27 protein-coding genes are annotated in these 25,200 nt (G+C 73.4%); 14 read left to right on the forward strand and 13 right to left on the reverse strand.

Annotation, left to right across the window (positions count from 1 at the left end; translation table 11 throughout):
- Nucleotides 1-75: 75 nt before the first annotated feature.
- Nucleotides 76-477: a hypothetical protein gene (locus tag GQ466_RS12660; protein ID WP_161103051.1), complete on the forward strand. Its 402-nt coding sequence runs from the start codon at nt 76-78 to the stop codon at nt 475-477.
- A 12-nt stretch (nt 478-489) separates the two neighbouring features.
- On the opposite strand, the gene GQ466_RS32750 is transcribed toward GQ466_RS12660, so the two are convergent.
- From GQ466_RS32750 to GQ466_RS12675, 3 genes are all read right to left on the reverse strand, one after another.
- Nucleotides 490-3,576 carry a CHAT domain-containing protein gene (locus tag GQ466_RS32750; protein WP_161103052.1) on the reverse strand — a complete coding sequence of 1,029 codons (3,087 nt, stop codon included), beginning with the start codon at nt 3,574-3,576 and terminating at the stop codon, nt 490-492.
- A gap of 159 nt (nt 3,577-3,735) precedes the next feature.
- Nucleotides 3,736-5,250 carry a hypothetical protein gene (locus tag GQ466_RS12670; protein WP_161103053.1) on the reverse strand — a complete coding sequence of 505 codons (1,515 nt, stop codon included), beginning with the start codon at nt 5,248-5,250 and terminating at the stop codon, nt 3,736-3,738.
- A gap of 4 nt (nt 5,251-5,254) precedes the next feature.
- Nucleotides 5,255-5,740, reverse strand: coding sequence for a hypothetical protein (locus tag GQ466_RS12675; protein ID WP_161103054.1), 486 nt, complete (start codon nt 5,738-5,740; stop codon nt 5,255-5,257).
- A gap of 327 nt (nt 5,741-6,067) precedes the next feature.
- Here GQ466_RS12675 and GQ466_RS12680 point away from each other — a divergent pair, with 327 nt between their 5' ends.
- Complete coding sequence (locus GQ466_RS12680) at nt 6,068-6,499, forward strand: hypothetical protein (protein WP_161103055.1); 432 nt, start codon at nt 6,068-6,070, stop codon at nt 6,497-6,499.
- Here the strand turns inward: GQ466_RS12680 and GQ466_RS12685 are convergent.
- Genes GQ466_RS12685 through GQ466_RS31505 form a run of 3 tightly spaced genes read right to left on the reverse strand, consistent with a single transcriptional unit; the run spans nt 6,496 to nt 8,512 of the window.
- On the reverse strand, nt 6,496-8,205 hold the full coding sequence (locus GQ466_RS12685) for a SulP family inorganic anion transporter (protein WP_161103056.1): 1,710 nt from the start codon (nt 8,203-8,205) through the stop codon (nt 6,496-6,498). The genes GQ466_RS12680 and GQ466_RS12685 overlap by 4 nt on opposite strands.
- Complete coding sequence (locus GQ466_RS12690) at nt 8,202-8,339, reverse strand: hypothetical protein (protein ID WP_161103057.1); 138 nt, start codon at nt 8,337-8,339, stop codon at nt 8,202-8,204. Before GQ466_RS12690 ends, GQ466_RS12685 begins: the two co-directional genes overlap by 4 nt.
- 8 nt (nt 8,340-8,347) lie before the next feature.
- Nucleotides 8,348-8,512, reverse strand: coding sequence for a DUF3073 family protein (locus tag GQ466_RS31505; protein ID WP_161103058.1), 165 nt, complete (start codon nt 8,510-8,512; stop codon nt 8,348-8,350).
- A 327-nt stretch (nt 8,513-8,839) separates the two neighbouring features.
- On the opposite strand from GQ466_RS31505, the gene GQ466_RS12700 reads away from it, so the two are divergent.
- Nucleotides 8,840-9,400, forward strand: a complete 561-nt coding sequence (locus GQ466_RS12700; RefSeq protein WP_161103059.1) for a DoxX family membrane protein — start codon at nt 8,840-8,842, stop codon at nt 9,398-9,400.
- Between the two features lie 50 nt (nt 9,401-9,450).
- Here GQ466_RS12700 and GQ466_RS12705 read toward each other — a convergent pair whose 3' ends face one another.
- Nucleotides 9,451-10,134, reverse strand: coding sequence for a response regulator transcription factor (locus tag GQ466_RS12705; RefSeq protein ID WP_161103060.1), 684 nt, complete (start codon nt 10,132-10,134; stop codon nt 9,451-9,453).
- A gap of 182 nt (nt 10,135-10,316) precedes the next feature.
- Between GQ466_RS12705 and GQ466_RS12710 the strand changes: the two genes are divergently transcribed.
- Nucleotides 10,317-12,020, forward strand: coding sequence for a GAF domain-containing sensor histidine kinase (locus GQ466_RS12710; RefSeq protein WP_161103061.1), 1,704 nt, complete (start codon nt 10,317-10,319; stop codon nt 12,018-12,020).
- Here GQ466_RS12710 and GQ466_RS12715 read toward each other — a convergent pair.
- The 6 genes from GQ466_RS12715 to GQ466_RS12740 form a co-directional block, all read right to left on the reverse strand.
- Nucleotides 12,004-12,300 carry a hypothetical protein gene (locus GQ466_RS12715; RefSeq protein ID WP_161103062.1) on the reverse strand — a complete coding sequence of 99 codons (297 nt, stop codon included), beginning with the start codon at nt 12,298-12,300 and terminating at the stop codon, nt 12,004-12,006. The two genes, GQ466_RS12710 and GQ466_RS12715, sit on opposite strands and share 17 nt — an antisense overlap.
- A 36-nt stretch (nt 12,301-12,336) precedes the next feature.
- Nucleotides 12,337-13,167 (reverse strand): universal stress protein, encoded by an 831-nt coding sequence (locus tag GQ466_RS12720; RefSeq protein WP_161103063.1) that lies wholly within the window; start codon nt 13,165-13,167, stop codon nt 12,337-12,339.
- 54 nt (nt 13,168-13,221) lie between these two features.
- Nucleotides 13,222-13,563: a hypothetical protein gene (locus tag GQ466_RS12725; RefSeq protein ID WP_161103064.1), complete on the reverse strand. Its 342-nt coding sequence runs from the start codon at nt 13,561-13,563 to the stop codon at nt 13,222-13,224.
- Between the two features lie 95 nt (nt 13,564-13,658).
- Nucleotides 13,659-14,651 carry an Acg family FMN-binding oxidoreductase gene (locus GQ466_RS12730; RefSeq protein ID WP_161103065.1) on the reverse strand — a complete coding sequence of 331 codons (993 nt, stop codon included), beginning with the start codon at nt 14,649-14,651 and terminating at the stop codon, nt 13,659-13,661.
- Complete coding sequence (locus GQ466_RS12735; RefSeq protein WP_161103066.1) at nt 14,648-15,535, reverse strand: universal stress protein; 888 nt, start codon at nt 15,533-15,535, stop codon at nt 14,648-14,650. Before GQ466_RS12735 ends, GQ466_RS12730 begins: the two co-directional genes overlap by 4 nt.
- 2 nt (nt 15,536-15,537) lie before the next feature.
- Nucleotides 15,538-16,401, reverse strand: a complete 864-nt coding sequence (locus tag GQ466_RS12740) for a universal stress protein (protein ID WP_161103067.1) — start codon at nt 16,399-16,401, stop codon at nt 15,538-15,540.
- A 151-nt stretch (nt 16,402-16,552) separates the two neighbouring features.
- On the opposite strand from GQ466_RS12740, the gene GQ466_RS12745 reads away from it, so the two are divergent.
- The 10 genes from GQ466_RS12745 (at nt 16,553) to GQ466_RS12790 (ending at nt 25,104) form a co-directional block, all read left to right on the forward strand.
- The gene (locus GQ466_RS12745) at nt 16,553-19,168 is read left to right on the forward strand and encodes an HAD-IC family P-type ATPase (RefSeq protein ID WP_337193443.1); all 2,616 of its coding nucleotides are present in this window, start codon (nt 16,553-16,555) and stop codon (nt 19,166-19,168) included.
- A 71-nt stretch (nt 19,169-19,239) separates the two neighbouring features.
- On the forward strand, nt 19,240-19,626 hold the full coding sequence (locus GQ466_RS12750; RefSeq protein ID WP_161103069.1) for a pyridoxamine 5'-phosphate oxidase family protein: 387 nt from the start codon (nt 19,240-19,242) through the stop codon (nt 19,624-19,626).
- The gene (locus tag GQ466_RS12755) at nt 19,623-20,354 is read left to right on the forward strand and encodes a DUF6544 family protein (RefSeq protein ID WP_161103070.1); all 732 of its coding nucleotides are present in this window, start codon (nt 19,623-19,625) and stop codon (nt 20,352-20,354) included. Before GQ466_RS12750 ends, GQ466_RS12755 begins: the two co-directional genes overlap by 4 nt.
- An 89-nt stretch (nt 20,355-20,443) precedes the next feature.
- A complete protein-coding gene (locus tag GQ466_RS12760) occupies nt 20,444-20,866 on the forward strand; it encodes a universal stress protein (protein ID WP_161103071.1) in 423 nt (140 codons plus the stop codon).
- A gap of 1 nt (nt 20,867) precedes the next feature.
- Nucleotides 20,868-22,337, forward strand: a complete 1,470-nt coding sequence (locus tag GQ466_RS12765) for a bifunctional aminoglycoside phosphotransferase/ATP-binding protein (RefSeq protein ID WP_161103072.1) — start codon at nt 20,868-20,870, stop codon at nt 22,335-22,337.
- Nucleotides 22,338-22,584: 247 nt separating this feature from the next.
- Nucleotides 22,585-22,968: an STAS domain-containing protein gene (locus tag GQ466_RS12770; RefSeq protein WP_161103073.1), complete on the forward strand. Its 384-nt coding sequence runs from the start codon at nt 22,585-22,587 to the stop codon at nt 22,966-22,968.
- An 84-nt stretch (nt 22,969-23,052) separates the two neighbouring features.
- Entirely contained in the window at nt 23,053-23,325 is a 273-nt protein-coding gene (locus GQ466_RS12775) for a GTP cyclohydrolase I (protein WP_161103866.1), read from the forward strand.
- Nucleotides 23,322-24,035: a 7-cyano-7-deazaguanine synthase QueC gene (queC, locus tag GQ466_RS12780; RefSeq protein ID WP_161103074.1), complete on the forward strand. Its 714-nt coding sequence runs from the start codon at nt 23,322-23,324 to the stop codon at nt 24,033-24,035. The genes GQ466_RS12775 and queC overlap by 4 nt, the downstream gene beginning before the upstream one ends.
- Nucleotides 24,035-24,412, forward strand: coding sequence for a 6-pyruvoyl trahydropterin synthase family protein (locus GQ466_RS12785; RefSeq protein WP_161103867.1), 378 nt, complete (start codon nt 24,035-24,037; stop codon nt 24,410-24,412). The genes queC and GQ466_RS12785 overlap by 1 nt, the downstream gene beginning before the upstream one ends.
- Nucleotides 24,413-24,414: 2 nt before the next feature.
- Nucleotides 24,415-25,104, forward strand: a complete 690-nt coding sequence (locus GQ466_RS12790) for a radical SAM protein (RefSeq protein ID WP_161103075.1) — start codon at nt 24,415-24,417, stop codon at nt 25,102-25,104.
- Nucleotides 25,105-25,200 lie beyond the last annotated feature (96 nt).

Below are 25,200 nucleotides of genomic sequence, written 5' to 3' on the forward strand. Positions count from 1 at the left end.
CAGGCAGAAGTGTTATCGCGCTAGGCGAATAAACGGGCATGCGGTCACGGGCATCGCTCCCGGAGGAGATTGCACATGAGGTGGTCGAGGAGGAAGTCGGCGTCCCGGGCGCGCGCGGACCTGCTGCGCCGCCTGGAACTGCTGGGCCGGTTCGAAATGGACCCGCCGGGTTCGGGCATCGACTCGACCGAAGTAATCCAGACGTCCATCGCACCGTTCACCGGGTACGTCGATGATCCGAAGGCTCTCGCCGAGATGCTCAGCGGAGCTGTCGAGGGCGAGCGCAGCGGCTTCGCAACGTACGGTGCGAGCTGCCTCATCGTCGAGCTGGCGGGGTCGGATTTCCGGACGGCGGACTCCCTTGCGGTCCTCGACGCGGCGATCATGTTCAAGCGTGAGCGCGGGCTGCCCAGCGCCAGGTTGAAAGGGTACGAGTGGAAGCGGTGGCTGGAGGTCAACGGCCCGGATACGTGGTAGCCACGCGCGCGCTCAGACGCCCGTGTAGGCGAACGCCGCCCAGTAGACCGGGTCGGCGAACGGGCGCGCATCCTCCTCGGCGAACATTTCCAAGATCGGTGACAGGCCGGGCAGCAATGCCGTCAGTTCTGATCGGGTGGCACGGCGGAGCCACTGTTGGGCGCGGGTGAGGGCGATGACGGGTGCGTCGCCCTCCTGCCGCCAATAGCGGTGGAATCTGGCCATGAGGTAGCCGGTGGCGAGGTCGCTCGTCGGCCATGCCGCGGCGATGACTCCGGCGAAGCCGAGTTGGATCATCGCCGACGGGAGCCCGATGGCCTCATTGGGGTTGGCGATGCCCGTCATGTGCGACTCGCAGGCCGACAGGACGGCCAAACGCCGCGGCGCCAGCCCGAAATCGGCGAGCATCTGACGAAGCGTGACCGCCGAGTCGCTGAAGTGAAGCGTGCTGGCCAGGATCGCGTCCGGGATCGCCCGGCCGTGACAGGCCAGATGCCAGACGTTGTGCTCCGGCGCATTCTCCCGGAACTCCGCCCACGTGCATTCGTGATGAGGCGTGGTGGTGCCCGCTTTCCACGTCCGGGCGACGTCGTTCGTCTCGTCCACGACGGCGAACAACGGGCTACGGGATCCGTGTCCGCGCTGCACGCTCGCGGCGAAAAGTGAGAGCTCCGGCCCCGACAGGTGGTCCGCCGTCTCGCGTCCCCAGCGCAGTGCGCGGGCGTTCGGCGCGTACCGGACCGCCGAGAAGTGGCTCGCGTGACGCCATTCTTCCCGCAGGACGTCCGGGTCCCCCGGATCACCGGCGGCGTGCAGGGGGACGAGGCCGAGCAGCCCGACCGGAACGAGCGTGACCACTCGCCCGCGAGCGTGATCGAGCATCAGATCCCGCATGCCGTTGTCCCACAACCACTTCAGCCCGGCGGCTCGCCGATCCGGTGACGGCGGCTTCTTGCCCTGACGGGGAAGGAACGCGTCCAACAGTCGTTCGATGGTCGCCCGGTCGAAACGCGGCAGGTCCACGAACTGCGGGTCGTGCCCGCTCGCGACCACCAGCGCGTAACCTCCGGCTTTCGCGGCGGCGATGTACACCACCGCTCCATCGGCCGTGGCGGCGGTGACATCGTCGTAGTCCACGGCCAAGGCCAGCGGATCGGTTCCGGTCGCGGTCGCGATGGCGCGGGCGGCGGCCGTCACGTCGGCCCAGGCCTGTTGGAGGTGCGTCGACGAGCCGGAAGGCGCCGAGGCGCCCCGCTCCTCGTCGTCCAGCGTCGCGAGCGCGTTCGCGAGCCGCGCGGCCAGCGACGGATCGCCGATCCGCGTGAGCAGATCCACCATGCTCGCCCGGTCCCGCGCGGTGATCTCGCTGAGTTTGACGGCGCGTCCGGTCTCCAGCGCGACGACCGCGTCACGGTAGCGGCGCGCGCGGCTGAGCCAGTAACCGGCCTCCTCGGTGTGCTCCTGGGCGCCGGCGATGACCTCGTCCTTCGCGGCCGACCGGTACCGGGTGGCCGCGTGCAGCGGGACGGCGGACACGAGACGCTCATATGCCTCCGCGATGAGGTCGGCGTCACCGGTTCCCACCGACCAGGCGACCCACGCCTCGGCGACACGGAGCCGGTCACCGGTGCTCGCGCCGCCCGCCAGCCTCTCGGCCTTGCGCCAATCCGCCGCTCGCCTGTTCTGGTCGGCGCCGCCCGACAGCGCGTCGCGCAGGGACAGCGCCTCGTTGAGCGCGAGCCGTGCCCGTGCGCCGCCCGCGTGCCACGGGCGGCTCTGCCTTCGGCTGAGGCGAATCGCCTCGTCGACCATCGCTTCTCGATCTTCCGGTGCGGTGTCCGGACGGAGCGCGCGCCACACCAGAAGTCGCGCCAAGGTCGTGTCGGCGGCGGTGGCTGCGCGCCACCGCCGAAGACCGTGCCGACGGCCGGTACGACAGCTCTCGATCGCAGTGTCGATCTCGTCGGGATTCTGGAACACGAGGAGCCGGGCGAGCGCGGAGTGGATCTCGGGAAGCATCGCCTCGGTCAGATCGTCGGCATTGGCCGCGGCCCGGTTCCATTCGGCGACCGCGGTTGCGATGTGCGCGTGGGCGTCGGCGGTCTGATCGCGGAGCGCGGCCATCGCCGCGCGAGCCTTCAGCATGTGCGCGAGGCTGCGCACCGGCCTGCCGTCCGCGGTCGCGGCGAACTGGTCGAGCCGCGCCGCGGCGCTGAGAAGGGCGGCCGGGTCGTCGTGCACCTGGTTGACGACGAGCGCCGCGTCGGCGAGCGCGGTGGCGGCGCGCAAGCACACCGCCCGTGCGAGGCCGGGCTCGGACAGGACGGTGACGAGATCGCCGATCACCCCGGCGAGGGCGTCCGGCGGGCCGCCCTTCCGCACCGACGCGATCACGTGTTCGGCGCGTCCGACGCGTTTCGACGCCGACCTGGCGTCGCCGCGCGGGCGGTCCCGCCGCGAGACCGTTCGGCGGACGTGGTCGGAGAGTCCGGCCTCGTCGCTCTCGGTCGTCGTCTGGAGGAGATCACGCTGTTCCAGCCGCGATGCCTCGTACGTCCGTGCGCGCCGGCGACGGACACCTTTCAGGCTCTCGATGTTCTCGACGGTCAGCACGCTCTCTGCGCGCTCCACCGCGTCCATCATCGCCTCGTCGACCGCTATTTCGAGGGGAAAACCGATCGACCCGGCGTGGCCGAGGAATGCCGTGCATGCCGAGATGAAGTTGCGGACGTCGGTGCGGCGGGCGTTGTCCTCTTCGAGCGCACGGAAGTCCAGGAGCGGATGCCAATCGAGAAGTTCTTCCGCCGCGCCCTGGAGATCACCCATCTCGACGGCCGAGGATACGAGCCGGTAGAGCCCGAACGCGGTCGTGGCCCGTGAGCGACTTTCCAGCGACTCCCACAGGGATCGGGAGAAGCCGCGACGAAGCCGTGCTGCTTCGTCCGTGGCGCCCTTGCCGTACGCATCCTTGTAGCTCCAAACGGAAAGCTGCATCTGGGCGTACACGCGTGAGTATTCGTCTTCGCTGTGCGCGACGGCGTGTCGAAGTCGGACACCTTCGGCATCGTACGCCCACGGCTGCTCGAAAACAGCGTCCACGCGCGTGCCGCATTCCGGACACGCTCGGGACCAGCGCCGTGGGGCCGGTTCGGCGCTCCATCCACAGCCCGGGCATTGGCATCCGGATGCCCGCGCCTCCGGAGGAGGAACGTAACCGTACGAGGTCGGTGGAATGCGTCGTGCCATTGCTTTGACCTCTCAGGGCCGGGCGACGTGGACGATGCCCGTCGCGGGGAGGGTGGCCGCGACCGCCGGCATTGCGGCGACGACGGCGCGATCTCTCGGCAGGAGGCGCAGAACGATCACCCCGTCGACGCTCCGAATGCGGGACGGGGAGTCTTTGGAGGCCCAGCGAAGCGTCACGATCGAGCCGGCGGCGGCGACCGCCTCACCGCCGGCGTCGATCCCGATCGTCGTGATGATCATCTTGTCCAGCGTCCCCGGGCGCAGTGGGGGCCCCAGCGACCGCGCGGCCAGTTCTTTGCCGGGCGCGATTTCTGTCAGCGTGTAACGGCCGCGCAGCTTCCGCGCGGGCCGGTCGAGATCGGCGTCGGTCAATTGGCGGAATGCGGGCAGCCGTCGTGACGCGTGAACCGGATCGTCGTCGAGCCTCGCCCGTGCGCCCGTGAGCGCGCTGATGGTCGCTGCCGCCGCCACGACGACGATCGCCAGATCGCGCGCCGGGTGCGGCACTCTCGTGCGCGTCGCCGGCCGCGGCGCTGCGGACGGCGCGAGGGACGATGACTCTGGCGGCTGTTCAGCGACGGGCTCCGAGACGGGGCGCGGCTCAGGCGGCCGGACCGGGCCGGGCTCGGGCGGCGGCTCGGAGACGAAAGATTCGTCCTTCGGATAGCGCAGCTCATCGTGCTGAGCGGCGTCCGGGCCGGCTCCGGCCCAGAGCTTGCGGAGCTGGCCCCACTGCGCGCGTTCTTCCGCGTAGCTCGTAGGCAATCGCAGGCCCATGGCCTCCAGCAGCTTCCACCGATGGACATCGAACCCGGCACGGACCTGGTTGGCGTAAGGAACCGCAGCCCGCACGGCCGCGATGTACCCGAGCCAGAAGACTCCTGCTCCGCCCAGCAGCACCAGGGCCGCGACGTACCAGGGAAGGAGGAACGCGGACAGCACGGCCCCGACGGATGCGAGGACCATGCCGAGGAAGCTGATCGTGATCATCAGCTCCAGATCGGCCGCCGCCGCGCCGAACGCGACCAGAAAGGTTTCGGGAAGGGAGTTATAGAGACGCGGCCAGGCCAGAACCGCCGGAATCCCATATTGACGGAAGGGATGCTCCTCCGCCGCTCGCAAAATGTTCCCGAGTCTGGTGGGCAGAACCCGGGAAGCGCTGCGCGGATACGTCACGGGCCACGGATCCGCCGCGTCCTCCTTGAGCCGTGCGTGGACGAGCGCGTGACGCCGTCCGTACCGGCGCATCAGCGGTTCGGCCCAATAGCCCTCATAGATCCGTAGGAGTTGCGGACGGAAGGCGTTCATCATGTGCGCGAGCATCGTCGTCGCGGCCAGCACGGCGAGGCCGGCGATGACCCGCAGATCCGCCGGCACCGCGCGCCAGGCGCTGACGATCGCCGACCATCCGACGCCTGCGGCCGTGAGGACGGTCAGCAGCACCAGGGAAACGAACAGCGGGATCCAGGTGGTGATGATCAGACGGCGGCTCAGCAGCCCGGCGGCGCCGTCGACGAGCCCGCCCATCCGGCTAAACCGGCCTCAGCACGCCGCCGCAGTAGCCGCACCGCGTCTCACCCGGCTCCACGTCATCGTATTGCCCGACACGGCGGCACTCCGGGCACTCGATCGCTGATGATCCGACGCGCCCCTCGGCGGGCCCGAAAAGCTCAGAGTCGCCGCGTACGCCCGTCACGATCTCACGCACAATGGTCGCGGCGGTCTCGGGAAGAACGAAACCTCGGATTTCGCGCCCTCGGTCGACCAAGGCGATGATGAGCCGCCGCTCTTTCAACGAGCGTCCGGCTGGACCTTCTCGACGGCATTCCTCGACGAGGTCCAGCACTGACGCCGTCGCGTCGAGTACCAGAACGTGGAGAGCGCCTTCCGGCCCCAAAGCGGAGCGGGGACGACCGTCCTCGTCGACCGTGACCTCGAAATCCGCGCCGACCCGGTACCCATCCCGCAGCACCGTGAAGTCGCGCGAAGCGCGTTCGATGAGAAGATGCTCAGCCACCCTTGCCCGCTTTCCCGCCACGCCGCCGCCGTGGTCAACCGAACGTGACGTCGGGCGTCCATCCACACAAGGCCACAGGACGCCGAATGGCCAAGTATACTTTCGAAGCACATTCTTCACCCGGACTGTCCGCTTCTGGACATCGCCTGCAATGCGTCAGAGAATCCGATAGACGCATAGACCCAGCTTTTCGGCAACGACGCTGATACCAGCCTGTTGACTCTGATCACAGGCCTGATGCGGCCATGAACGAATCCGCGACTTGGCGGCCACGGCGCTCTGTGCCGCGTACGCTCCTGCCAGCGGATCGGGTGCAAGGGAAGGCCGGTGGCCAGAGTGAACAGCGTTCGCGTCGAATTCCGGACCGACATGACCGTCCAGCGGTGCGACCAGGTCTTCGTAGACGCCGTGCGAGCGAGTTACGGCCCCGCCCGAAAGCTGCTGCGAGCGGGTTCGGCACTCGTGAACAGAGACGAAGGCGGACTCGAGTTTTTCACGCCTTCCGAAGAACCCGTCCCGGTCGGCGAGACCGCACCGTCGCTGAGAATTGGAGCGTTCGTTCCCGGGCACAGCAAATGGCACGGAGCGACGCGGATGGCCGTTCATCTGTACGTGATCGAAAAAGGCGACTACAGGATCGCACACCTCGTCGGCCCTTACGCGCTGGGCGGCAGAGGTTCGACCACACGGTTGATCCGATCAATCGCCGAAAAGTTCGGGGTCTCCATCGACGGCAACGACAACTCCGGCCGACGCTAGGAGCGGGCCGGACGTACCGGCAGTGCCGAAAGTCCCGCGTCGGCGGCGTGAACGTGGGCGCGGGCGTGGGCGATGGCGGCGGGGGTGTCGGGGAAGACCAGCCCGTCGCGGCGGAGGTGCTCGGCGGTGCGGAGGGTGGTCAGCACCTGGTCGTGGGCGGGGTCGATGCCCGAGAGCAGGACCAGGATGCCGCGCTGTTCCAGGCGGGTGACGGCGTCGCCGAGGACGCTCGCGCCGGTGGCGTCCAGGGTGGTGACGCGCGACATCCGCAGGATGACCACGCGGACGTCCGAGATCTGCGACAGCTCCAGCAGGAAGCGGTGCGCGGCGGCGAAGAACAGCGGGCCGTCCAGCCGGTAGGCCACGATGTGCTCGGCCAGCAGGGCCTGTTCCTCGGCGGTGTGGTCGCCCGCGTCGAGGGGGACGGGCCGGAGCCGCGCGGTCCGGGCCAGGTCGCGCAGCGCCAGCACGATGGCCGCCGCGACACCGACGGCCACGGCCGTGATCAGGTCGAACGCCACGGTGACGGTGAAGGTCAGCACGAGGACCGCGCCGTCGCGGCGGGTGGCGCGGGCGAGAGCGGCCAGGGACCCGACCTCGACCATGCGGACGGTCGTGGCGAGCAGAACTCCGGCCAGCGCCGCCAGCGGAATGCGGCCGACCAGGCCGCCCGCGGCCAGCACGATGACGGCGAGCACGCCCGCGTGGGTGAGGGCGGCCAGCCGGGACCGGGCTCCGGCCCGGACGCTGACCGCGGTGCGGGCGATCGCGGCGGTGGCGGGCACCCCGCCCAGCACGGGCGCGGCGAGGTTGGCGACGCCCTGGCCGAACAGCTCGCGGTCGGGGTCGTGCTTTTCCCCGACGCTCATCGCGTCGGCGACCGTGGCGCACAGCAGGCTCTCCAACGCCGCCAGCGCCGCCACGGCCAGCGCCGACGGCAGCAGCGCGGTGATCGCGCCGGGGTCGACGAAGTCCAGCGACGGAGCGGGCAGCCCGGCGGGCAGCGCGCCGATCCGCGCGACGTCCAGCCGGGCGGCCTCGGCGACCAGGGTGGCGATCGCGACGCCGGCCAGCGAGAACGGGACGCCGGGCCGCCACCGTCCGCCGACCAGCATCAGCGCCGCGACGGCCACCGCCATGACCGGGGCGGCGGCGGTGGGATGGGCGGCGAACCGGGCGGCGGCCTCGGCGGCGACCCGCCACACCTTCCCGGCGTGCGCGCCGGTGATCCCGAGCGCGGCGGGCACCTGCTGCAACGCGATCACCACGGCGATCCCGGCGGTGAAACCCTCGATCACCGGGGTGGGCAGGAAGGCCGCGAACCGGCCCGCCCGCGCCACCGCCGCCGCGATCAGGATCAGCCCGGCCAGCAGCCCGACCAGCAGCACGCCCTCGGCGCCGTACTTCGCCACGATCGGCACCAGCACCACCGTCATCGCGCCGGTCGGCCCGGACACCTGGAGGTTGCTGCCGCCGAAGATCGCGGCCAGTGCTCCGGCGACCACCGCGGTGACCAGCCCGGCGCGGGCGCCCAGCCCGGAACTGATCCCGAACGCCAGCGCCAGCGGCAGCGCCACCACCGCCACGATCAACCCGGCCACCAGGTCCCGGCCCCACGACCGCCGGACGATCCGCCAGTCGGCGCGTCCCGGCAGCAACCGCGCCGACCGTCCGGGCAGGTCGCGCAGAAGCGCCTGGGCGCTCACGCGCGCGTCCCGTCCACCGGCTCGGCGGCCCGCAGGTCGGTCGGGATCCACCGGCCCGCGCGCATCGGCTCCGGCACCCGGACCGGATGCCCCGGCGTCTCGAACGGTTCGGCCTTGGCCTGATGCAGCGGCACCGGCACGCTCATCCCTCCGCGACGTCGTCGTCTCCTCGGTCGGCCGACGCGTCGTCACCGCCCGCGGCGGCTTCCAGTTCCCGCCGCAGCCGCTCGAGATCGCCGTCGCCGCCGCCGTATTTCAGCCTGCGCGCGACCTTCACCTGCTTGGCCTTCGCCCGACCACGTCCCACGACCGGCCTCCTCACTCCACGACACCGACCGTCCCGGTGAGTTGCAAGCCTAGCGAATTGCATATTTTGTAAAGTCGTAAGGCCGTGTGCGTTCGCGCACAGGACGGGGTTCAGCCGGGTCTGCCGTCCGGCACCGGGCCAGATCTCCCTGACGGCCGATCCGCTGCTGCGCGAGGGGCGCGGTGGCCGCCGCGCGGCGCGCTTCAGCCGGTGACCCGGCGAGGACGTAAGTCCCATGGCCGCGAGCCGTTCGGACCTGCCCCCGCTTTCCGGAGAACGGTGAAGTGGGGACGGACGGAATCGAGAACGAGCAGAAGAGGGACGACCATGGCTGTCTCGACCCGCAGGAACACGACCCACCGCGTCCTGGACCACCTGCACGCCCCCGCGCCGCTCACCGAGTCGCCCGCCGCGCGCTACGTCTGGGCCGCCGCCCGGCTCGCGCTGGGCTGGGTGTTCGTCTGGGCGTTCCTGGACAAGACCTTCGGACTCGGCCACGAGACGCCGCGCGCGCAGGCGTGGATCGACGGCGGCAGCCCCACCGAGGGCTTCCTGAAGCACGCGCCGCAGGGACCGCTCGCCGGCTTCTACCACGACATCGCCGGAGCGGCCTGGGCCGACTGGCTGTTCATGGCGGGCCTCGCGGGCGTCGGCGCGGCGCTCGTCCTCGGGATCGGGATGCGCGTCGCGGCGGGGGCGGGCGCGCTGCTGCTGGTCATGATGTGGAGCGCCGTGCTCCCGCCCGCCAACAACGTCTTCATGGACGACCACCTGGTCTACGCGCTCGTCCTGATCGGCCTCGCCCTGGTCAGCGCGGGCGACGCCCTCGGCCTCGGCCGCCGGTGGAGCGCCACGGCGCTGGTGCGCAGGTTCCCGTTCCTGAAGTGACCGGACGCGGGCGAAGCGGTGAGGCGCACCGGGGCGCGCCTCACCGCTTCTCAGCGCTCGGGGTGCTTCGGGGCGTCGGCCTTGAGGCGGGCGGCGTAGGCGGCGGCCTGAGTGCGGCGGGTCATGCCGAGCTTGGCGAACACGTGCGACGTGTAGTTCTTGACGGTCTTCTCGGCGAGGAACATGCGTTCACCGATCTGCCGGTTGGTCAGGCCCTCGCCGATCAGCTCGAAGATCGTCCGCTCCTGGTCGGTGAGCGCGGCCAGCGGGTCCTTGCGCTCCTGGCGTTCGCGGATGCGCTGGAGCATCTGGGCGGTGCTGCGCGGGTCCAGCAGCGACTGGCCGGACGCGACCGTGCGCACCGCGCCGACCAGGTCCGAGCCGTGGATCTGCTTGAGCACATAGCCCGCGGCCCCGGCCATGACGGCGTCGAACAGCGCGTCCTCGTCGTCGAAGGACGTCAGCATCAGGCACGCCAGTTCGGGCATCCGGGAGCGCAGATCGCGGCAGACGGTGACGCCGTCGCCGTCGGGCAGCCGCACGTCCAGCACCGCCACGTCCGGGCGGGCGGCGGGCACCCGCGCCAGCGCCTGTTCCGCCGAGCCCGCCTCCCCCACGATCTCGATGTCGTCCTCGGCGGCCAGCAGGGCGCCGACGCCGCGCCGCACGACCTCGTGATCGTCCATCAGGAACACGCGGATGACGCCGGCGCGTTCGGCGGTTCGACCGGTCATGGCAGGGGTCCTTTACGCTCGGTGGCGGGCGGGGCGCGCCCTTTCCGACAGTAGGTCCCCGGTGGCGGCCCCGCGAGCAGCATGAGTCCCCGATCACAAGGACGAAGGTCCCTGGTGATGCGAGGATTCGGACATGCGTCACTGTCCGCGGCGCACTCCGCAGAGGCGAAAGGCGAGCGCGCATGGCCGGTGACCCGTCGCCCGGCGAGGACCGGGCCAGGCTCGTCCTTCCGCAGCTCAAGCTGGACGATCTGCTGGCCGAGCTGCAGGCGCGGCTGGAGACGGCGCGGTCGACGCGCGACCGGGTCCACGCGCTGCTGGAAGCGGTGGTCTCGATCGGCAGCGAGCTGGATCTGGAGACCGTCCTGCGCCGCATCACCGAGGCCGCGACGACGCTGGTGGACGCGCGTTACGGCGCGCTCGGCGTCATCGACGAGGACGGTGAGCGGCTCGTCCAGTTCGTCACCGTCGGCGTGGGCGAGCAGGAGATCGAGGCGATCGGGCACTGGCCGCACGGGCGCGGCATCCTCGGCCTGCTCATCAAGGAGCCCCGCCCGCTGCGGCTCCATGACCTGTCCGCGCATCCGGAGTCCTACGGGTTCCCGGCGAACCATCCGCCGATGGGCACGTTCCTGGGCGTCCCGATCCGCGTGCGGGACGAGGTGTTCGGCAACCTGTACCTCACCGAGAAGGTCGGCGGCGGGGACTTCGACGCCGATGACGAGGTCGTCGTCGGCGCGCTGGCCACGGCCGCGGGCGTCGCGATCGAGAACGCGCGGCTCTACGAGGAGGGGCGCCGCCGCGAGCAGTGGCTCGAAGCGTCCGCCGAGGTCTCCACCCGGCTCCTGTCGGGCACCGGCACGCAGGACGTCACGGCGCTGGTCGCCGAACGCGCGCGCCGCATCGCCGACGCCGACCTCGCCACCGTCTCCCTCGCCGACCCGGCCGGGCGGGCGTTCGTCATCGACGCCGCCGACGGCGAGGCCGCCGCCCGCCTCCGGGGGCTGCGCGTCCCCCGGGACGAGGCGCTTGAGGCACCGGTCTTCGCCGACGGCGTCTCCCTGCGGCTGGAGGACGCCGGACGGCCCGGCGCCGACCCGCCCGTCGGGCCGCTGCTGTCGGTCCCGCTCGGCACGGGGGCGTCGGCGCGCGGCGCCGTCACCGTGATGAACCGCCCCGGCGGGCCGGCGTTCACCGAGTCGGCCCAGCGGCTCCTGGAGGCGTTCGGGACCCAGGCCGCCGTGGCGCTGGAGCTGGCCGACCGGCGCCGCGACGCCGAACGCCTCGCCCTGTTCGAGGACCGCGACCGCATCGCCAAGGACCTGCACGACACCGTCATCCAGCGGCTGTTCGCGACCGCCATGACGCTGATGAGCGCCATCAAGATCACTACTAAGCCGGACGTGGCGACCCGCGTCCAGCGCGCCGTGGACGACCTGGACGACACCATCCGCCAGATCCGCTCCACGATCTTCGCGCTCCAGGCCGCCCCCGACGCCGAGAGCCTGCGCAGCCGCCTCTACGCGCTGGTCGACGCCGCGACCGAACAGCTCGGGTTCGCGCCGTCGGTGCGGCTGGACGGGCTGCTGGACACCGCCGTCCCCGACGACACGGGCGACCACCTGCTCGCCGTCACCCGCGAGGCCCTGTCCAACGCCGCCCGCCACGCCCGCGCCTCCCACGTCAGCGTGGACGTCACCGCCGGGGACGACCTCACCCTCCGCGTCGAGGACGACGGCGTCGGCATCCCCGACACCGGACGCCGCAGCGGCCTGGCCAACCTCCACGACCGCGCCACCGCCCTCGGCGGCACGCTCACCACCCGCCCCCGCCCCGGCGGCGGCACGATCCTGGTCTGGCGCGTCCCCCTCACCGGCCGGGACTGACGCGCGTCAGCCGCGAGTGCTCGGGCGTCCGTTCCAGCCGGACGCGCAGGCGGTCGGCGGTGAGGCCGACGGCCTCCTCGATCGATCCGGCCGTCTGGGCGTTGAGGACGGTCCCGTTCAGATCGGCCCGCACCGACGCCAGGGCCGAACGGGGCGGCGGGTCGGCGACCTTGCTGAGCGTCGCGCGCACGAACAGCACCGGCCGGTGCGTGCGGCGTCCCGCAGCGCTGCCACCAGGTGGGCGGCGGCGGGCCGAGACGGCGCGGGCGCAGGTGGACACGTCGGGTCACCGGGGGCTCCCTGGCGGGCGTCGTGCTCAGGCGGTCGGGACGACGGCCACGGGGCAGCGGGCGTGGTGCAGCACCGCATGGTTCACGGCGCCGAGCGCGAGACCGAAGCGGCCCGCCGGGCGGCGGGCGCCGACGACGAGCAGCGCGGACTGCTCGGACCCGAGGACCAGGGCGCGCGCGGCACCCGCGTCCGCGACGACGGGCCGGACCGGCACGTCGGGGTAGGTCGTCGACCAGCCCGCCAGGACCTCCGACAGCTCGCGGTCGGCGACGCCGCGCAGGTGCAGGGAGCCGAAGTCCACGGGCAGCGCGGTCAGCGCCGTGAGCCGGGCGCCGCGCAGCGACGCCGCCTCGAACGCCCAGCCGATCGCGGCGTCCTGCGGGTGCGCGGTGTCGACGCCGAGCAGGATCTCCGGCGGCGCGTCCTCCGGGTGCGGAGCCGGCCCGGGGACGACCAGGACGGGGCACCGGGCGTGCCCGGCGACGCGCAGCGCCACCGAGCCGAACAGCAGGCCCTCGAATCCGCCCACGCCCCGGGTGCCGACCGCGACGAGGGCCGCGCGGTCGCTCAGGTCGATCAGCGCCTCGCCCGCCTCCAGCGCGATCAGCTCGGTCGTGACGTCCAGGCCGGGCGCCTGCTTGAGCGCGTACTGCCGGGCCTCGTGCAGCAGGGCGGTGCGTTCCTCGTCCAGGTGCGCGTAGTCGAGTTCGCTCAGCGTCCCGTCCCGGAGCAGCGCCCGGGAACCGTGGACGAGCGACAGCGGGCGCCCGTGCAGGCGCGCGTCGGCGGCGGCCCAGTCCAGGGCCTGCCAGGCGTGCGCGGAACCGTCGATCCCGACGATGATCGGAGTGGCCATGACGCGTCCTCTTCTCTGGCTCGAAAACTCGGTGTCCGCCCGCCGGGCGGGGTGTCAGCGCGGCGCGGGTCCCGGGAGGGCGAGCCGCAGCCGCCAGGTCGCCGCCGCGAGGGCGTGGAAGCGGTAGACGTGGCCGCGCAGCGCGGCGCGGTCCCCCGCCGTCGCCGCCGCGGCGATCTCGTCGGCGACGGTGGCGAGCCGGTCGAGGCGGCGGGCCAACAGCATCTCGACGCTCGAACCGCCGCCGTCCCGTCGCCCCGGCTGCGTCCGGCGCAGCTCGGTCAGGACGGTCCGCGCGGCCGGGACCGCGTCGGGGCCGACCGGTCCCGCGTCCGCCGTCCTGCGCAGCCGTGTCAGCGCCGAGGCGCGGTGGCCCGCATCGATCGTGTCGCCCATGTCCCGGCCTCCCGTCGATGCCGTCCATGCTCGTCCGGACGGCGACGCGGCCGACAGGGACTTTCGGCCCGGGACGGCCGGTCGTTCGGCCCCGGTCAGGGCTCGTCGAACACGACGGCGTCCAGGGGGCGGCGCACGCTCGTCAGCTCGGGTCCGGACGGGACGCCCAGGCGCAGGATCATCTGGGGCGCGTCACCGGCGCAGAACCGCGTCCGGACGAACGCGCGCAGCTCCGGGATCTCCAGCGCCTGCGTGTGGAAGGCGGCCGACAGGTCCGCGTCGGCGGCGGCGCGCAGCAGGACGCGCTGCAGCGCCCGTCCGGCGGTGAGCCAGTCCGCCCGGGTGTCGCCCTTCGTGCTCAGCGTGAACACGAGCCCCGGCGAAAGGTCCGTCTCGTCCGGCCCGGCGGGCACGCCCCAGCCCTGGCCCCGCGCGAAGTCGCGGGCGGCGAAGTCCGGGGTGCTGCGCGGCGTCTCGCGCGGGTAGGCGGTGTGCGGGACACCGTCGGTCCGCGTGCTGCGCGGGGTGGGCGCCCACCGGGCGGCCTCGGCGGCGTGGGCGGGATCGAGCCGCCGCAGGTGCTCGGCGAGCTGGGTGAGCGCGGCCAGCGCCCCCACGGTGTGGACGTCGATCGCCTGCCGCAGGTGCGCGCCCTCCAGCTCGGCCTCCAGATGCAGGGCCGCGAGCACGCCCGGCTCGATCGAGGCCGTCCGGAACGCCCCCCGGTGCGTGCGCCGGTGCGGGACCTCCCGCAGCAACCGCGCGGCTGTCTCGTCCCCGGGCGCCCCCGGGCGGACGCGGACGTCCGCCACCAGGTTCGGCCGGTCCGGATCCGGCAGCGACCGCACGTCCGGGACGAGCCCGTGCGCGCGCAGCGCGGTTTCGAGGGTGAACAGCGCGGCGCCGCAGCTGATGAGCATCTCGCGGCCGTCGGGGTCGGCCACGTCCAGCCTCCGGCTCGCGTCGGCCCGCACGACGATGCGGTCCCGGCCGAGGCCGAACGACCACGGCTGCGTGTTGTGGACGGACGGCGCCCATGCGGCGGCCTCCACCGCCCGGCGCGTCAGTGCGTCTTGTGTCGTCGTCATTCCTCCGGCCTCCGTTCGTGTCGTGTCGTGTCTCGCGCGGGCGCGACGGCGACCGGGCAGGGCGCGTGGTGGAGCAGCGCCTCGCTGACCGAGCCGAGCAGCAGTCCCCGGAAGCCGCCGGTGCCGCGCGACCCGACGACGATGAGTCCCGCGTCCTTCGCGGCGGCGAGCAGGACGTCGCGCGGGGCTCCCGTCACCACCTCCGACTGCACCGCCACGTTCGGGTACTCGGCGCGCCACGGGTCGAGGAGGCGGGCGAGCCGTTCGGCGGCCAGGCCGGCGATGCCGTCGGCGTCCACCGGCGGCCCGAACGTCCCGGACGCCTCGGCGGCGGGCCGGGCCAGCAGCGCGAGCAGCGGCGCGCCCCGCGCGTCCGCCACGGCGAACGCCGCCGCCAGCGCTTCCACCGACGACGCAGAACCGTCGACGCCGACCACGACCGTGCCGTCCCCGGCCGGACTGTCCGCGCGCACCACCACGACCGGGCAGGACGCGTGCCCCGCGACCTGCGCGGGCACCGCGCCCAGCAGGAGCCCGGCGAACCCGCCGTGCCCGCGCGACCCGACCACCAGCAGGTCCGCCCCCGCAGCGGCCCGCAGGAGGATCTGCGCGGCGGGGCCGCGCCCGAGTTCGGCGTGGACGTCCGGGTGCAGCGCGCGGGCCCGTGCCGCGCCGCCGGACAGCACCTCCCGCGCCGCCGCCTCCAGGTCCGCGACCGGGAACGCCATCGGCCCGGCGGCCATGAAGATCTCCCACGCGTGGCAGACCGTCAGCGGCAGCCCGCGCAGCCGCGCCTCGCGCGCCGCCCAGCGCAGCGCCGTCTCGCTCGCCGCGGAGCCGTCATAGCCGACGACGACGCCGCGCGGCCTCTGCTCGTCCGTCATGGTCACACCCGCCCGTTCGGCCGGCCGGCGCGCGGCGAGGGGACGACCGCGACGGAGCACGGCGCGTACCGCAGAACGGTCCCGCTCGTCGCGCCGAGCCGCAGCGCGTCGAAGCCGCCCGTCCCCCGGTCGCCGACGACGACCAGCGCGGCGGTCTGCGCGGCGTCCAGCAGAGCCTTGCGCGGCGACTCCACCATCAGCGACGTCCGCGCGTCGACCTGCGGGTACTTGGCGAGCCACGGGGCGACGGCGCGTTCGAGCAGCGCGCCGCGATCCCGGCGGACGGCGTCGTGGAACAGCGCGAGGTCCCGGCCGCCCTCGGCGCCCGGCTCCCAGCAGCCGTACACGGCCCGAACGCTCCGGCCGCGCAGCGCCGCCTCCTCGAACGCGAACCCGAGGGCCGCGTCGCCGGCCGCCGAGCCGTCCACCCCCGCGACGATCTCGCCGGACCGCCACCCGGCCGGACGCACCACGACGACGGGACGACCGGCGTGCTCGGGCAGCCGCAGCGCCGTCGAACCCGGCGCCGGCTCGTCCCGGCAGCCGACCACGATCACCTCGGCGTCCGCGGCGGCGTTGACCAGGGCGGCGGAGGCGGGGCCGTCCAGCAGCCGGCCGTGGACCTCCGGCCCGGGACGCAGAGCACGCGCCAGCCCGACCCCGTGGTCCAGGACGTGCTGACCCATCCGCCGGACGATCGCCGTGCCCTCATGGTCGATGTAGGTCACCGGGTACGGCCAGTGCCAGGCGTGGCAGACCAGCAGCGGCAGGCGGCGCAGCGCGGCCTCCTCGGCCGCCCACGCCAGCGCGCGCTCGCTCTCCTCGCTCCCGTCGTAGCCGACGACGACGCTCGTTCCGGGGCTCATGGGTTCCGCCTCCACTCTTCGGTGCTTCCATGCCACCGCGTGCGCCGTACCGTCCCCAGGGCCGTTCGGCCCCGGTCTGCGGGACGTTCGCGACCCGGCGATGACCTTGGTCCCTGATGGGACCGGCCGTGGGCGGGGAACCCTTCGAAGGGTGAACGCGACGCCGCCCCACCTGCGGACCGCCGAGGACGTCACGCGGGACCTGGGCACCGACGCCGCCGCCGGCCTCACGACGGCGGAGGCCGCCGCGCGGCGCGCGCGCTCGGGACCGAACACGCTGCCCGCCGCGCACCGGCGCGGCCCGACGCGACGGTTCCTGGCGCAGTTCAACAGCCCGCTGATCTATGTGCTGCTGGTGTCGGCGGCCGTCACGGCGGGCCTCGGCGAGCACGTGGACGCGACGGTGATCCTCGTCCTCGTGCTCGTCAACGCGGTCGTCGGGTTCGCGCAGGAGTCCCGCGCCGAGCACGCGCTCGGCGCGCTGACGGCGCTGACGACCACGTCCGCGACCGTCGTGCGCGACGGGCGGGCGCGGCGCGTGCCGTCGGCGGACCTGGTGCGCGGCGACCTGGTCGTGCTGGAGGCCGGGGACAAGGTCCCGGCGGACGTGCGGCTGGTGCGGGCGGCGGAGCTGGCCGTGGACGAGTCCGCTCTCACCGGCGAGTCCGCCCCGGTCGCCAAGGACCCCGCCGCGCTGGGCGACGCCGATCTCGCCGACCGCGCAGGGATGGCCCACTCCGGGACGCTCGTCACCTACGGCCGGGGCGCCGGGATCGTGACCGCGACCGGCGCGGACACCGAGATCGGCCGCGTCCACCGGCTGGTGGACCGCGCCACCGCCGTCCAGACGCCGCTCACCCGCAAGATCGCCCAGTTCGGCCGCCGCGCGACCGTCGCGATCCTCGCTCTGGCCGCCGTGACGTTCGCGGTCGGGACGCTGCGCGGCCAGCCCGCGGCCGAGATGCTGACGGCGGCGGTCGCGCTGGCCGTCGGGGCGATCCCCGAGGGCCTGCCCGCCGTCGTGACGATCACGCTGGCGTTCGGGGTCGCGCGGATGGTCCGGCGCAACGCGATCGTCCGCCGCCTCCCGGCCGTGGAGACGCTCGGCGGCACGACCGTCATCTGCACCGACAAGACCGGGACGCTGACCCGCAACCAGATGACCGTCACCGCCATCGCGGCGGGCGACCGCCGCTACACCGTCACCGGTTCGGGGTACGCGCCGCACGGCCGCATCGAGACGGACGGACGTCCGGCGGCCGATCCCGCGCTGCGTGAGTGCCTGCTCGCCGGGCTGGCCTGCAACGACGCCCGCGTCACCGAACGCGACGGCACGTGGGAGCTGGTCGGCGACCCGACCGAGGGCGCGCTGGTCGTCAGCGCGGCCAAGGGCGGGGTGACCGACGTCCCCGAACGCCTCGACACGATCGCGTTCAGCTCCGAGCGGCAGTACATGGCCACGCTGCACGCGGACGGCGCCCTCTACGTGAAGGGCTCGGTGGAACGCGTGCTCGCGCTGTGCGACACGCGGCTGGACTCGTCCGGACGGCCCGTCCCGCTGGACGCCGCGACCGTCGAGGAGCTGGCGGCCGAGTACGGACGGCAGGCGCTGCGCGTCCTCGCCTTCGCCCGCGCCGACCACGACGCCGACCGGATCGGCGCCCTGCCCCGGCTGGTCTTCGTCGGGCTGCAGGCCATGCACGACCCGCCGCGCGAGGAGGCGGCCCGGGCGGTGCGGGCCTGCCACGACGCCGGGATCCAGGTCAAGATGATCACCGGGGACCACGCCGCGACCGCGCGGGCCGTCGGGGAGCGGATCGGCCTCGGCGGCGCCGTCATGACGGGCCGGGAGCTGGCGGCGTGCCCCGACGACGAGCTGCCCGCCGCCGTCGAGCGCGTCACCGTGTTCGCGCGCGTGTCGCCCGAGCAGAAGCTCCGGCTCGTCCGGGCGCTGCGCAGCCGCTCGCACGTGGTCGCGATGACCGGCGACGGCGTCAACGACGCGCCCGCGCTCCGGCAGGCCGACATCGGGATCGCGATGGGACGCGACGGGACCGAGGTCGCCAAGGAGGCCGCCGACATGATCCTCACCGACGACGACTTCGCGTCCATCGAGGCCGCCGTCGAGGAGGGGCGCGGCGTCTTCGACAACCTCGTGAAGTTCATCGTGTGGGCGCTGCCCGCCAACGTCGGCCTCGGCCTGCTGCTCACCGCCGCGATCCTCGTCGGCGGGGAGCTGCCGATCGAGCCCGTGCAGGTGCTGTGGCTGAACATGACGGCCGTGCTGATCCTCGGGCTCCCGTTCACCGTCGAGCCGCGCGACGAGGCGATCATGCGCCGCCCGCCCCGCGATCCCGCCCGGCCGCTGCTCACGCGGGCTCTGACCGGACGGATCCTGCTCGTGTCGGCCGTCCTGCTCGCCGGGGCGTACGGGCTGTTCCACTGGGAGCACGCGCACGGCGGCTCGCTCGCCGAGGCCCGCACGGTCGTGGTGAACGTGTTCGCGCTGACGCTGCTGACCTACCTGTTCAACTGCCTGTCGCTGGACCGGCCGCTGCTGTGGCGGGGCGTGCGCCGCAATCCGTGGGTGGGCGCCGGGGCCGTCGCGCTCGTCGCCGTCCAGGCCGCGTACACCTATCTTCCGGCGATGCACGAGGTGTTCCGCTCCGCGCCGATCGACGCCGCCGCGTGGGGCCGGGCCGCCGCCGTCGCGGTCGCTTCCTACGTGCTGGTCGAGATCGTCAAGGCCCTTCCGGCGCGGCGCTGAGGGCGTTCGGCGAAGGGGGCCGGGACGTTGGTCTCTGCCCGCGCCGCCCGTGCCGGACGCACGCTGGACCCATGAACACTGACGGGGACGGCCTGGGAGTTCTCGGCCATGCGGAATGCCTGGCGCTGCTGCGCGCCGCGCCGGACGGACGCACCGGACGGATCGTCTTCACCGACCACGCGCTGCCCGCCGTCGAGCCGGTCGCGTTCGCGGTGGACGGGGACGGCGTGATCGTCCGCACCGTCCCCGGCTCGCGGCTGGAGCGGGCGCTGCTCGGCGCGGTCGTCGCGTTCCAGGTGGACGAGTACGACGCGGCGTCGGACGACGGCTGGACGGTCACGCTCGTCGGGCTCGGCGGCGCCGTCCCCGGCCGGCCCGGCGTCCGCGTTCCCGGGGAGCACGTGACGGGCCGCCGGTTCGCGCCGGTCGCCGGACGGCCGCGCGAGGAGGCGTCATGACCGTCCGCCGCAGGCTCGCCGCGCCCACCGGACGGCCCGCCGCGTTCGACCCCGCGATGGTCGCGGGCCTGCCGGACGCGGCGCGGCGCTGGCTGCTGCACGCCATCGCCCCCGGGACGCCGCTCGCGACCGGGGCGCGGCTGCGGACGCGCGGCGCGATCCGGCTCGGCGGCGCCTGGCGGCCGTTCACCGCCGCGCAGATCCTCCGGCCGCCCGAGGGGTTCGTCTGGTCCGCGACCGCGCGGGTCGCCGGGCTGCCCGTCATCGGTCACGACCTTTACGACGCCGGGGCCGGTGAGATGCGCTGGCGGCTGCTCGGGGCGATCCCCGTCCTGTCCGCCTCGGGACCGGACGTCACGCGCAGCGCCGCCGGGCGGCTCGCGGGCGAACTCGTCCTCGACCCGGCCGCCGCGCTGTCCCCGGCCGTGTCCTTCGAGCACGTGGACGACCGCCGCGTCCGCGCGGACGTCACGATCGGCGGCGCGGCGCATCCGGTGACGCTGACCGTCGCTCCGGACGGCGCGCTCGTCTCCGTCACGCTCCCCCGCTGGGGCAATCCGGACGGCGCTTACCGCGAGCACGCGTTCGGCGCCGAGTTCCTCGCGGAGCGGACGTTCGGCGGGTTCACGGTCCCGTCCCGCGCCCGCGCCGGCTGGTGGTACGGGACGGACCGCTGGGACGAGGGCGAGTTCTTCCGCTTCACCCTCCGGCACGCCGCGTTCTTCTGAGGCCCAAGGTCCCGGCGGCGGCCGACCAGAGGCCCTGCCCCCGCTCCGGCCGCGACCGCGACGCTGGAGACGGCCCCCAAGGAGGAAACATGTTCTTCGTCCCCGGTCAGCGCCACGTCGTCGTGGGCGTCGACGGATCGGTCAACTCCCTCGCCGCGCTGCGCCGCGCCGCCGCCGAGGCCGAACGCCGCCACGCGCGCCTGGACGTCATCCGCGTCCCCGACACCGGCACCGCCGCGCACCCGCTGCGGACCATCGGACAGTGGCTGCGGCTGCGCGCGCTGGCCGCCCGCACGCTCCGCCGCTCGCAGCACTTCACGACGCGGCTGCACATCGCGCACGGCGATCCCGGGACCGTCCTCACGGACGCGGCCCGCAACGCCGACCTGCTGGTCATCGGGGCGCGCATCCACTCCGAGCACGGCAACCCGTTCGGCGGCGACACGGTTCCCCGCGTCCTGGAGAAGGCGCCGTGCGAAGTGCTGATCTGCGCCGACCACACCGCCGCCTGACATGGACGGCAGCCCCGCGGCCGTCGCCGAGACCCACACCGGGATCGTCTTCTTCGCCGGCGACCGCGCGTACAAGATGAAGAAGCCCGTCGACCTCGGGTTCGTGGACTTCCGCACGCGGGAGGCGCGGGAACGCGCCTGCCACGAGGAGCTGCGGCTCAACCGCCGCTTCTCCCCCGACGTGTACCTCGGCGTCGCGGACGTCCACGGCCCCGACGGCGAGCCGTGCGACCACCTGCTCGTCATGCGGCGCCTGCCCGCCGAGCGACGACTGTCGACGCTGGCCGCCGCGGGCGCCCCGGTGGACGACGCGCTGCGCTCCATCGCCCGCCTCCTCGCCGCCTGGCACGCCCGCGCCCCGCGCGCCGCCGGCACCCGCGACGCGCTGCGCGCCCGGTGGACGGCGGGCTTCGACCAGGTCCGGCCCTTCCACGGCGCGGCGATCGACGGCGTGGAGGCCGCCGAGGTCGAACGGCTCGCGCTGCGGTTCCTCGCCGGGCGCGCGGACCTGTTCGCCGCGCGGATCGCCGACGGACGGGTCGTGGACGGCCACGGCGACCTCATGGCCGCCGACGTCTTCTGCCTCGACGACGGCCCGCGCGTCCTGGACTGCCTGGAGTTCGACGCCGCGCTGCGCAGCGTGGACGGCCTGGACGACGCCGCCTTCCTCGCGATGGACCTCGAACGCCTCGGCGCGACCGCCGCCGCCCGCCGGTTCGCGGCCTGGTACGCCGAGTTCGCCGCCGACCCGGCGCCGCCGTCCCTGTGGCACCACTACGTCGCCTACCGGGCGTTCGTCCGCGCCAAGGTCGCCTGCCTGCGCCACGCGCAGGGCGCCACCGGCGCCGCCGCCGAGGCCGGTGCCCTGACGGAGGTCGCGCTGCGTCACCTGCGGGCGGGCGCGGTCGGCCTGGTACTCGTCGGCGGGCCGCCCGGCACCGGCAAGTCGACGCTGGCGGGCGCGCTCGCCGACCGGCTCGGCGCCGTCCTGCTCAGCAGCGACCGGATCCGCAAGGAACTGGCGGGGATCGCCCCGGACGCGTCCGCCGCCGCCCCCTACGGAACGGGCCTCTACACCCCCGCCCGCACCGCCCGGCTCTACGTCGAACTAGCGGACCGCGCCCGACGGCTGCTGCGCCTCGGCGAGACGGTCGTGCTCGACGCGTCCTGGACCGCCACCGAACACCGCGCACTGCTCCGGGACGTCGCGTCGCAGGAACACGCCGACCTGACCGAGCTGGAATGCCGCGCGCCCGCACGCCTCGCCGCCGAACGCGTCCGGACCCGCCCGCGCGGCGCCTCCGACGCCGACCCCACCGTCGCAGCGGCCCTGACAGCCCACGCCGACCCCTGGCCCGAAGCCACACCGATCGACACGTCCGGCGCGCTAGCGACCACCCTCGCCCGAGCCCTAGCGGCGGTTCGGCCCGCCGGACCCGAACGGCCCCTGCCCCATCTGGCCGCCGACTAAGGACGCCCGGGCACCGTTCAGGCACAAGGGGGATCTTGACGCGGATCATCGCCGAGGCACAGTTGGCCGCCGTCCTGGCCCGGCTTCCGAAATCTCCCCGCGTCGTCGCCGGGAACAACTTCCCCACCCCCCGGCGCTCGCCTGACCGGCTGGACCTCCGCCGCCCGTCCCGGGACGTTCGTCCCTATGACCCGCCGCGCGCCCCCGGCAACATGGTGACAAGAAAAGTCCGGCAAAGGGGACCACGATGCTGATGGCGGCGCCCGAGACCGATCCGGACCCGAGGTTCGACACGACCCTGCGGGTCGCACCCGGCGACGGCGACACCCTGCACCTGACCGTCCGCGGCGAGCTAGACCTCGCGACCTGGGCCCCGTTCCGGCACCTGCTGGTCTCGGTCGCCGAGCTGTGGCCGCGAGTCGTCATCGACGCGTCCGGACTGACGGGAAAGGACACCGGGAGATCGGACAAGTCTGCCGTATTCAGGAAGGGGCGATCCGACAGCGGGCCGCCCGCAGAAAGGCAGGTGATCCGGCCCTCGGTCGACAGGGTGAGTAACTCGATGCTGGCTGGAGCGAGCGGCCGGGCGAACACCACGTCGACGTCGCCCGGCTCCAGTGCCCGGAACTAGTCGGCGAAACTCAGCAGCCGGGTCTCGAACACAAGGCCCGGCTCGCTTTCGCGGAGTCGGCCCAGAACGGCACGCGTGTAGGGCATCGCCGCCCGCGCGGTCGAGTGGTGTGCCGCGAACCTTCAGGTGCAGGAGGAACTCGGCCAGCAGGTCGCCACGCTCGTCGAGCAGTGGCTGGAGTGCCGCGGCGTCGGCGTGGTCATGGTCGCCGAGCATTCGTGCATGACCCGCCGCGGCGTGCGGGCGCTGGGCGCCGAAACGATCACCTTCGCGCTCCGCGGGGAGCTGCGCACGGATGCCGGTGCACGCGGGGAATTCCTTCAGCTTGCGGACGTGGCGGGAAGCAGGGCCGCATGACCACGACACCCGCGCCGCCCACCCGGCCGATCGGTCACGCCGTCGTCGTCCTGTCGGGAGGGCTCGACAGCACGACGCTGGCTTACTGGCTTCACGCGCACGCGGCCCGCGTAACGCTGCTGTCGGCGGACTACGGCCAGAGACACCGCAAGGAGCTGGAGTTCGCCCGCGCCACCGCCGACGCGCTCGCGGTCAAGCACCAGATCGTCGATCTGACGTCGGTGGGACGGATGATGAGCGGTTCGGCGCTCACCGACCTGGCCGTCGACGTCCCCGACGGGCATTACACCGACGCGTCCATGGCCGTGACGGTCGTCCCCCACCGCAACGCCCTACTGCTGGACGTGGCCGTCTGCCTGGCCACCGTCCTCGGCGCCGACACCGTGGCGTACGGCGCGCACGGCGGTGACCACACCGTCTATCCCGATTGCCGGCCCGGCTTCGTGGACGCCTACGGGCAGATGGCGAGGCTCGCCGGTGAGGGCGCCCTCCCGGCCGGATTCTCCGTGCTCGCGCCGTTCCTGACGCTGGCGAAGGCGGAGATCGTCGGGCTCGCCGAAGAACTGGGCGTTCCGTTCGCGAGCACATGGTCCTGCTACCGGGGCGGTGAGCTGCACTGCGGAACGTGCGGGACGTGCGTCGAGCGCCGGGAGGCGTTCGCCGTCGCCGGAGTTCCCGATCCGACCCGCTACGCAGCGGAGACGGCGTGATGCACCGGATCGGGAAGAGCTTCGGGTTCGAGGCCGCGCACCGGCTCAGCGGCCTTCCCGAGGGCCACAAGTGCGGCCGGTCGCACGGGCACTCGTACTCCGTCGAGGTCCGGCTCGCTGCACGCCGACTCTCCGGCCCTGGCTTCGTCGCGGACTTCGCCGTCCTGGACGAGTTCCGCGCCTATCTGCAGAGGACGTTCGACCACCGCGACCTGAACGACGTCATGGACGCGGAGCCCACGAGCGAGAACCTCGCCCGGCACTTCTTCCGATGGTGCGCAACTGGACTCGCGCTTCCCGACGGTGTGCGGGTCGAGTCCGTCCGGGTCAGCGAGACCGCGTCGACATGGGCTGAGTACGCGCCGGAGGAGGCGTGACGGTGGCCTCGACGCTGAAGGTGGCCGAGCTCTTCGGTCCCACGTTCCAGGGCGAAGGCCCGAGTCTCGGACGACACGCGACGTTCGTCCGCCTCTCCGGATGCAACCTCGCGTGCTCATGGTGCGACACCCCATGGACGTGGCAGTGGCAGAGCTACGACCGCGCCGCCGAGCAGACGGTGATGACGGTCGAGGCGGTGCTCGCCTGGGCGCGCGATCGGGCCGACCTGGTGGTGGTCACGGGCGGTGAGCCCCTGCTTCAGGCTGAGCCGCTCACCGAACTCACCACGAAGTTGCTGGCGACGGGGGCTTCCGTCGAGATCGAGACCAACGGCACCGTCGTTCCCCCTGACGCGCTCCTCGCCGGGCAGGTGACGTTCAACGTCTCGCCGAAGCTCGCCAACGCGGGTATGCCGGACCGCCGACGGGTCCGCGGCCAGGCGCTGCGAACGCTGGCGGCATCGGGACACGCCCGGTTCAAGTTCGTCGTCACCGGCGCCGCCGACCTCGACGAGATCGAGGTGTTGCAGGAGGAGTACGACCTGGACGATGTCTGGGTCATGCCGGAGGCCACGACCAGTGGACGGCTTCTGCGGTTGCTGCGCGAACTCGCCGACCCGGTCGTCGAGCGAGGCTGGAACCTCGCCCCTCGCCTGCACGTGCTCCTGTGGGAGGACGCCCGTGCCCGCTGACCAGAACAGGCCCGGGCGGCGGCGTCTTTTCCCGGCGACCGGCTCGCACGTGTGCGGAAGCGAGCCGCGCACCGATCGGGGCGACGCGCCGGGAAG

The organism is Actinomadura rayongensis, assembly GCF_009831215.1.
GTDB lineage: Bacteria > Actinomycetota > Actinomycetes > Streptosporangiales > Streptosporangiaceae > Spirillospora > Spirillospora rayongensis.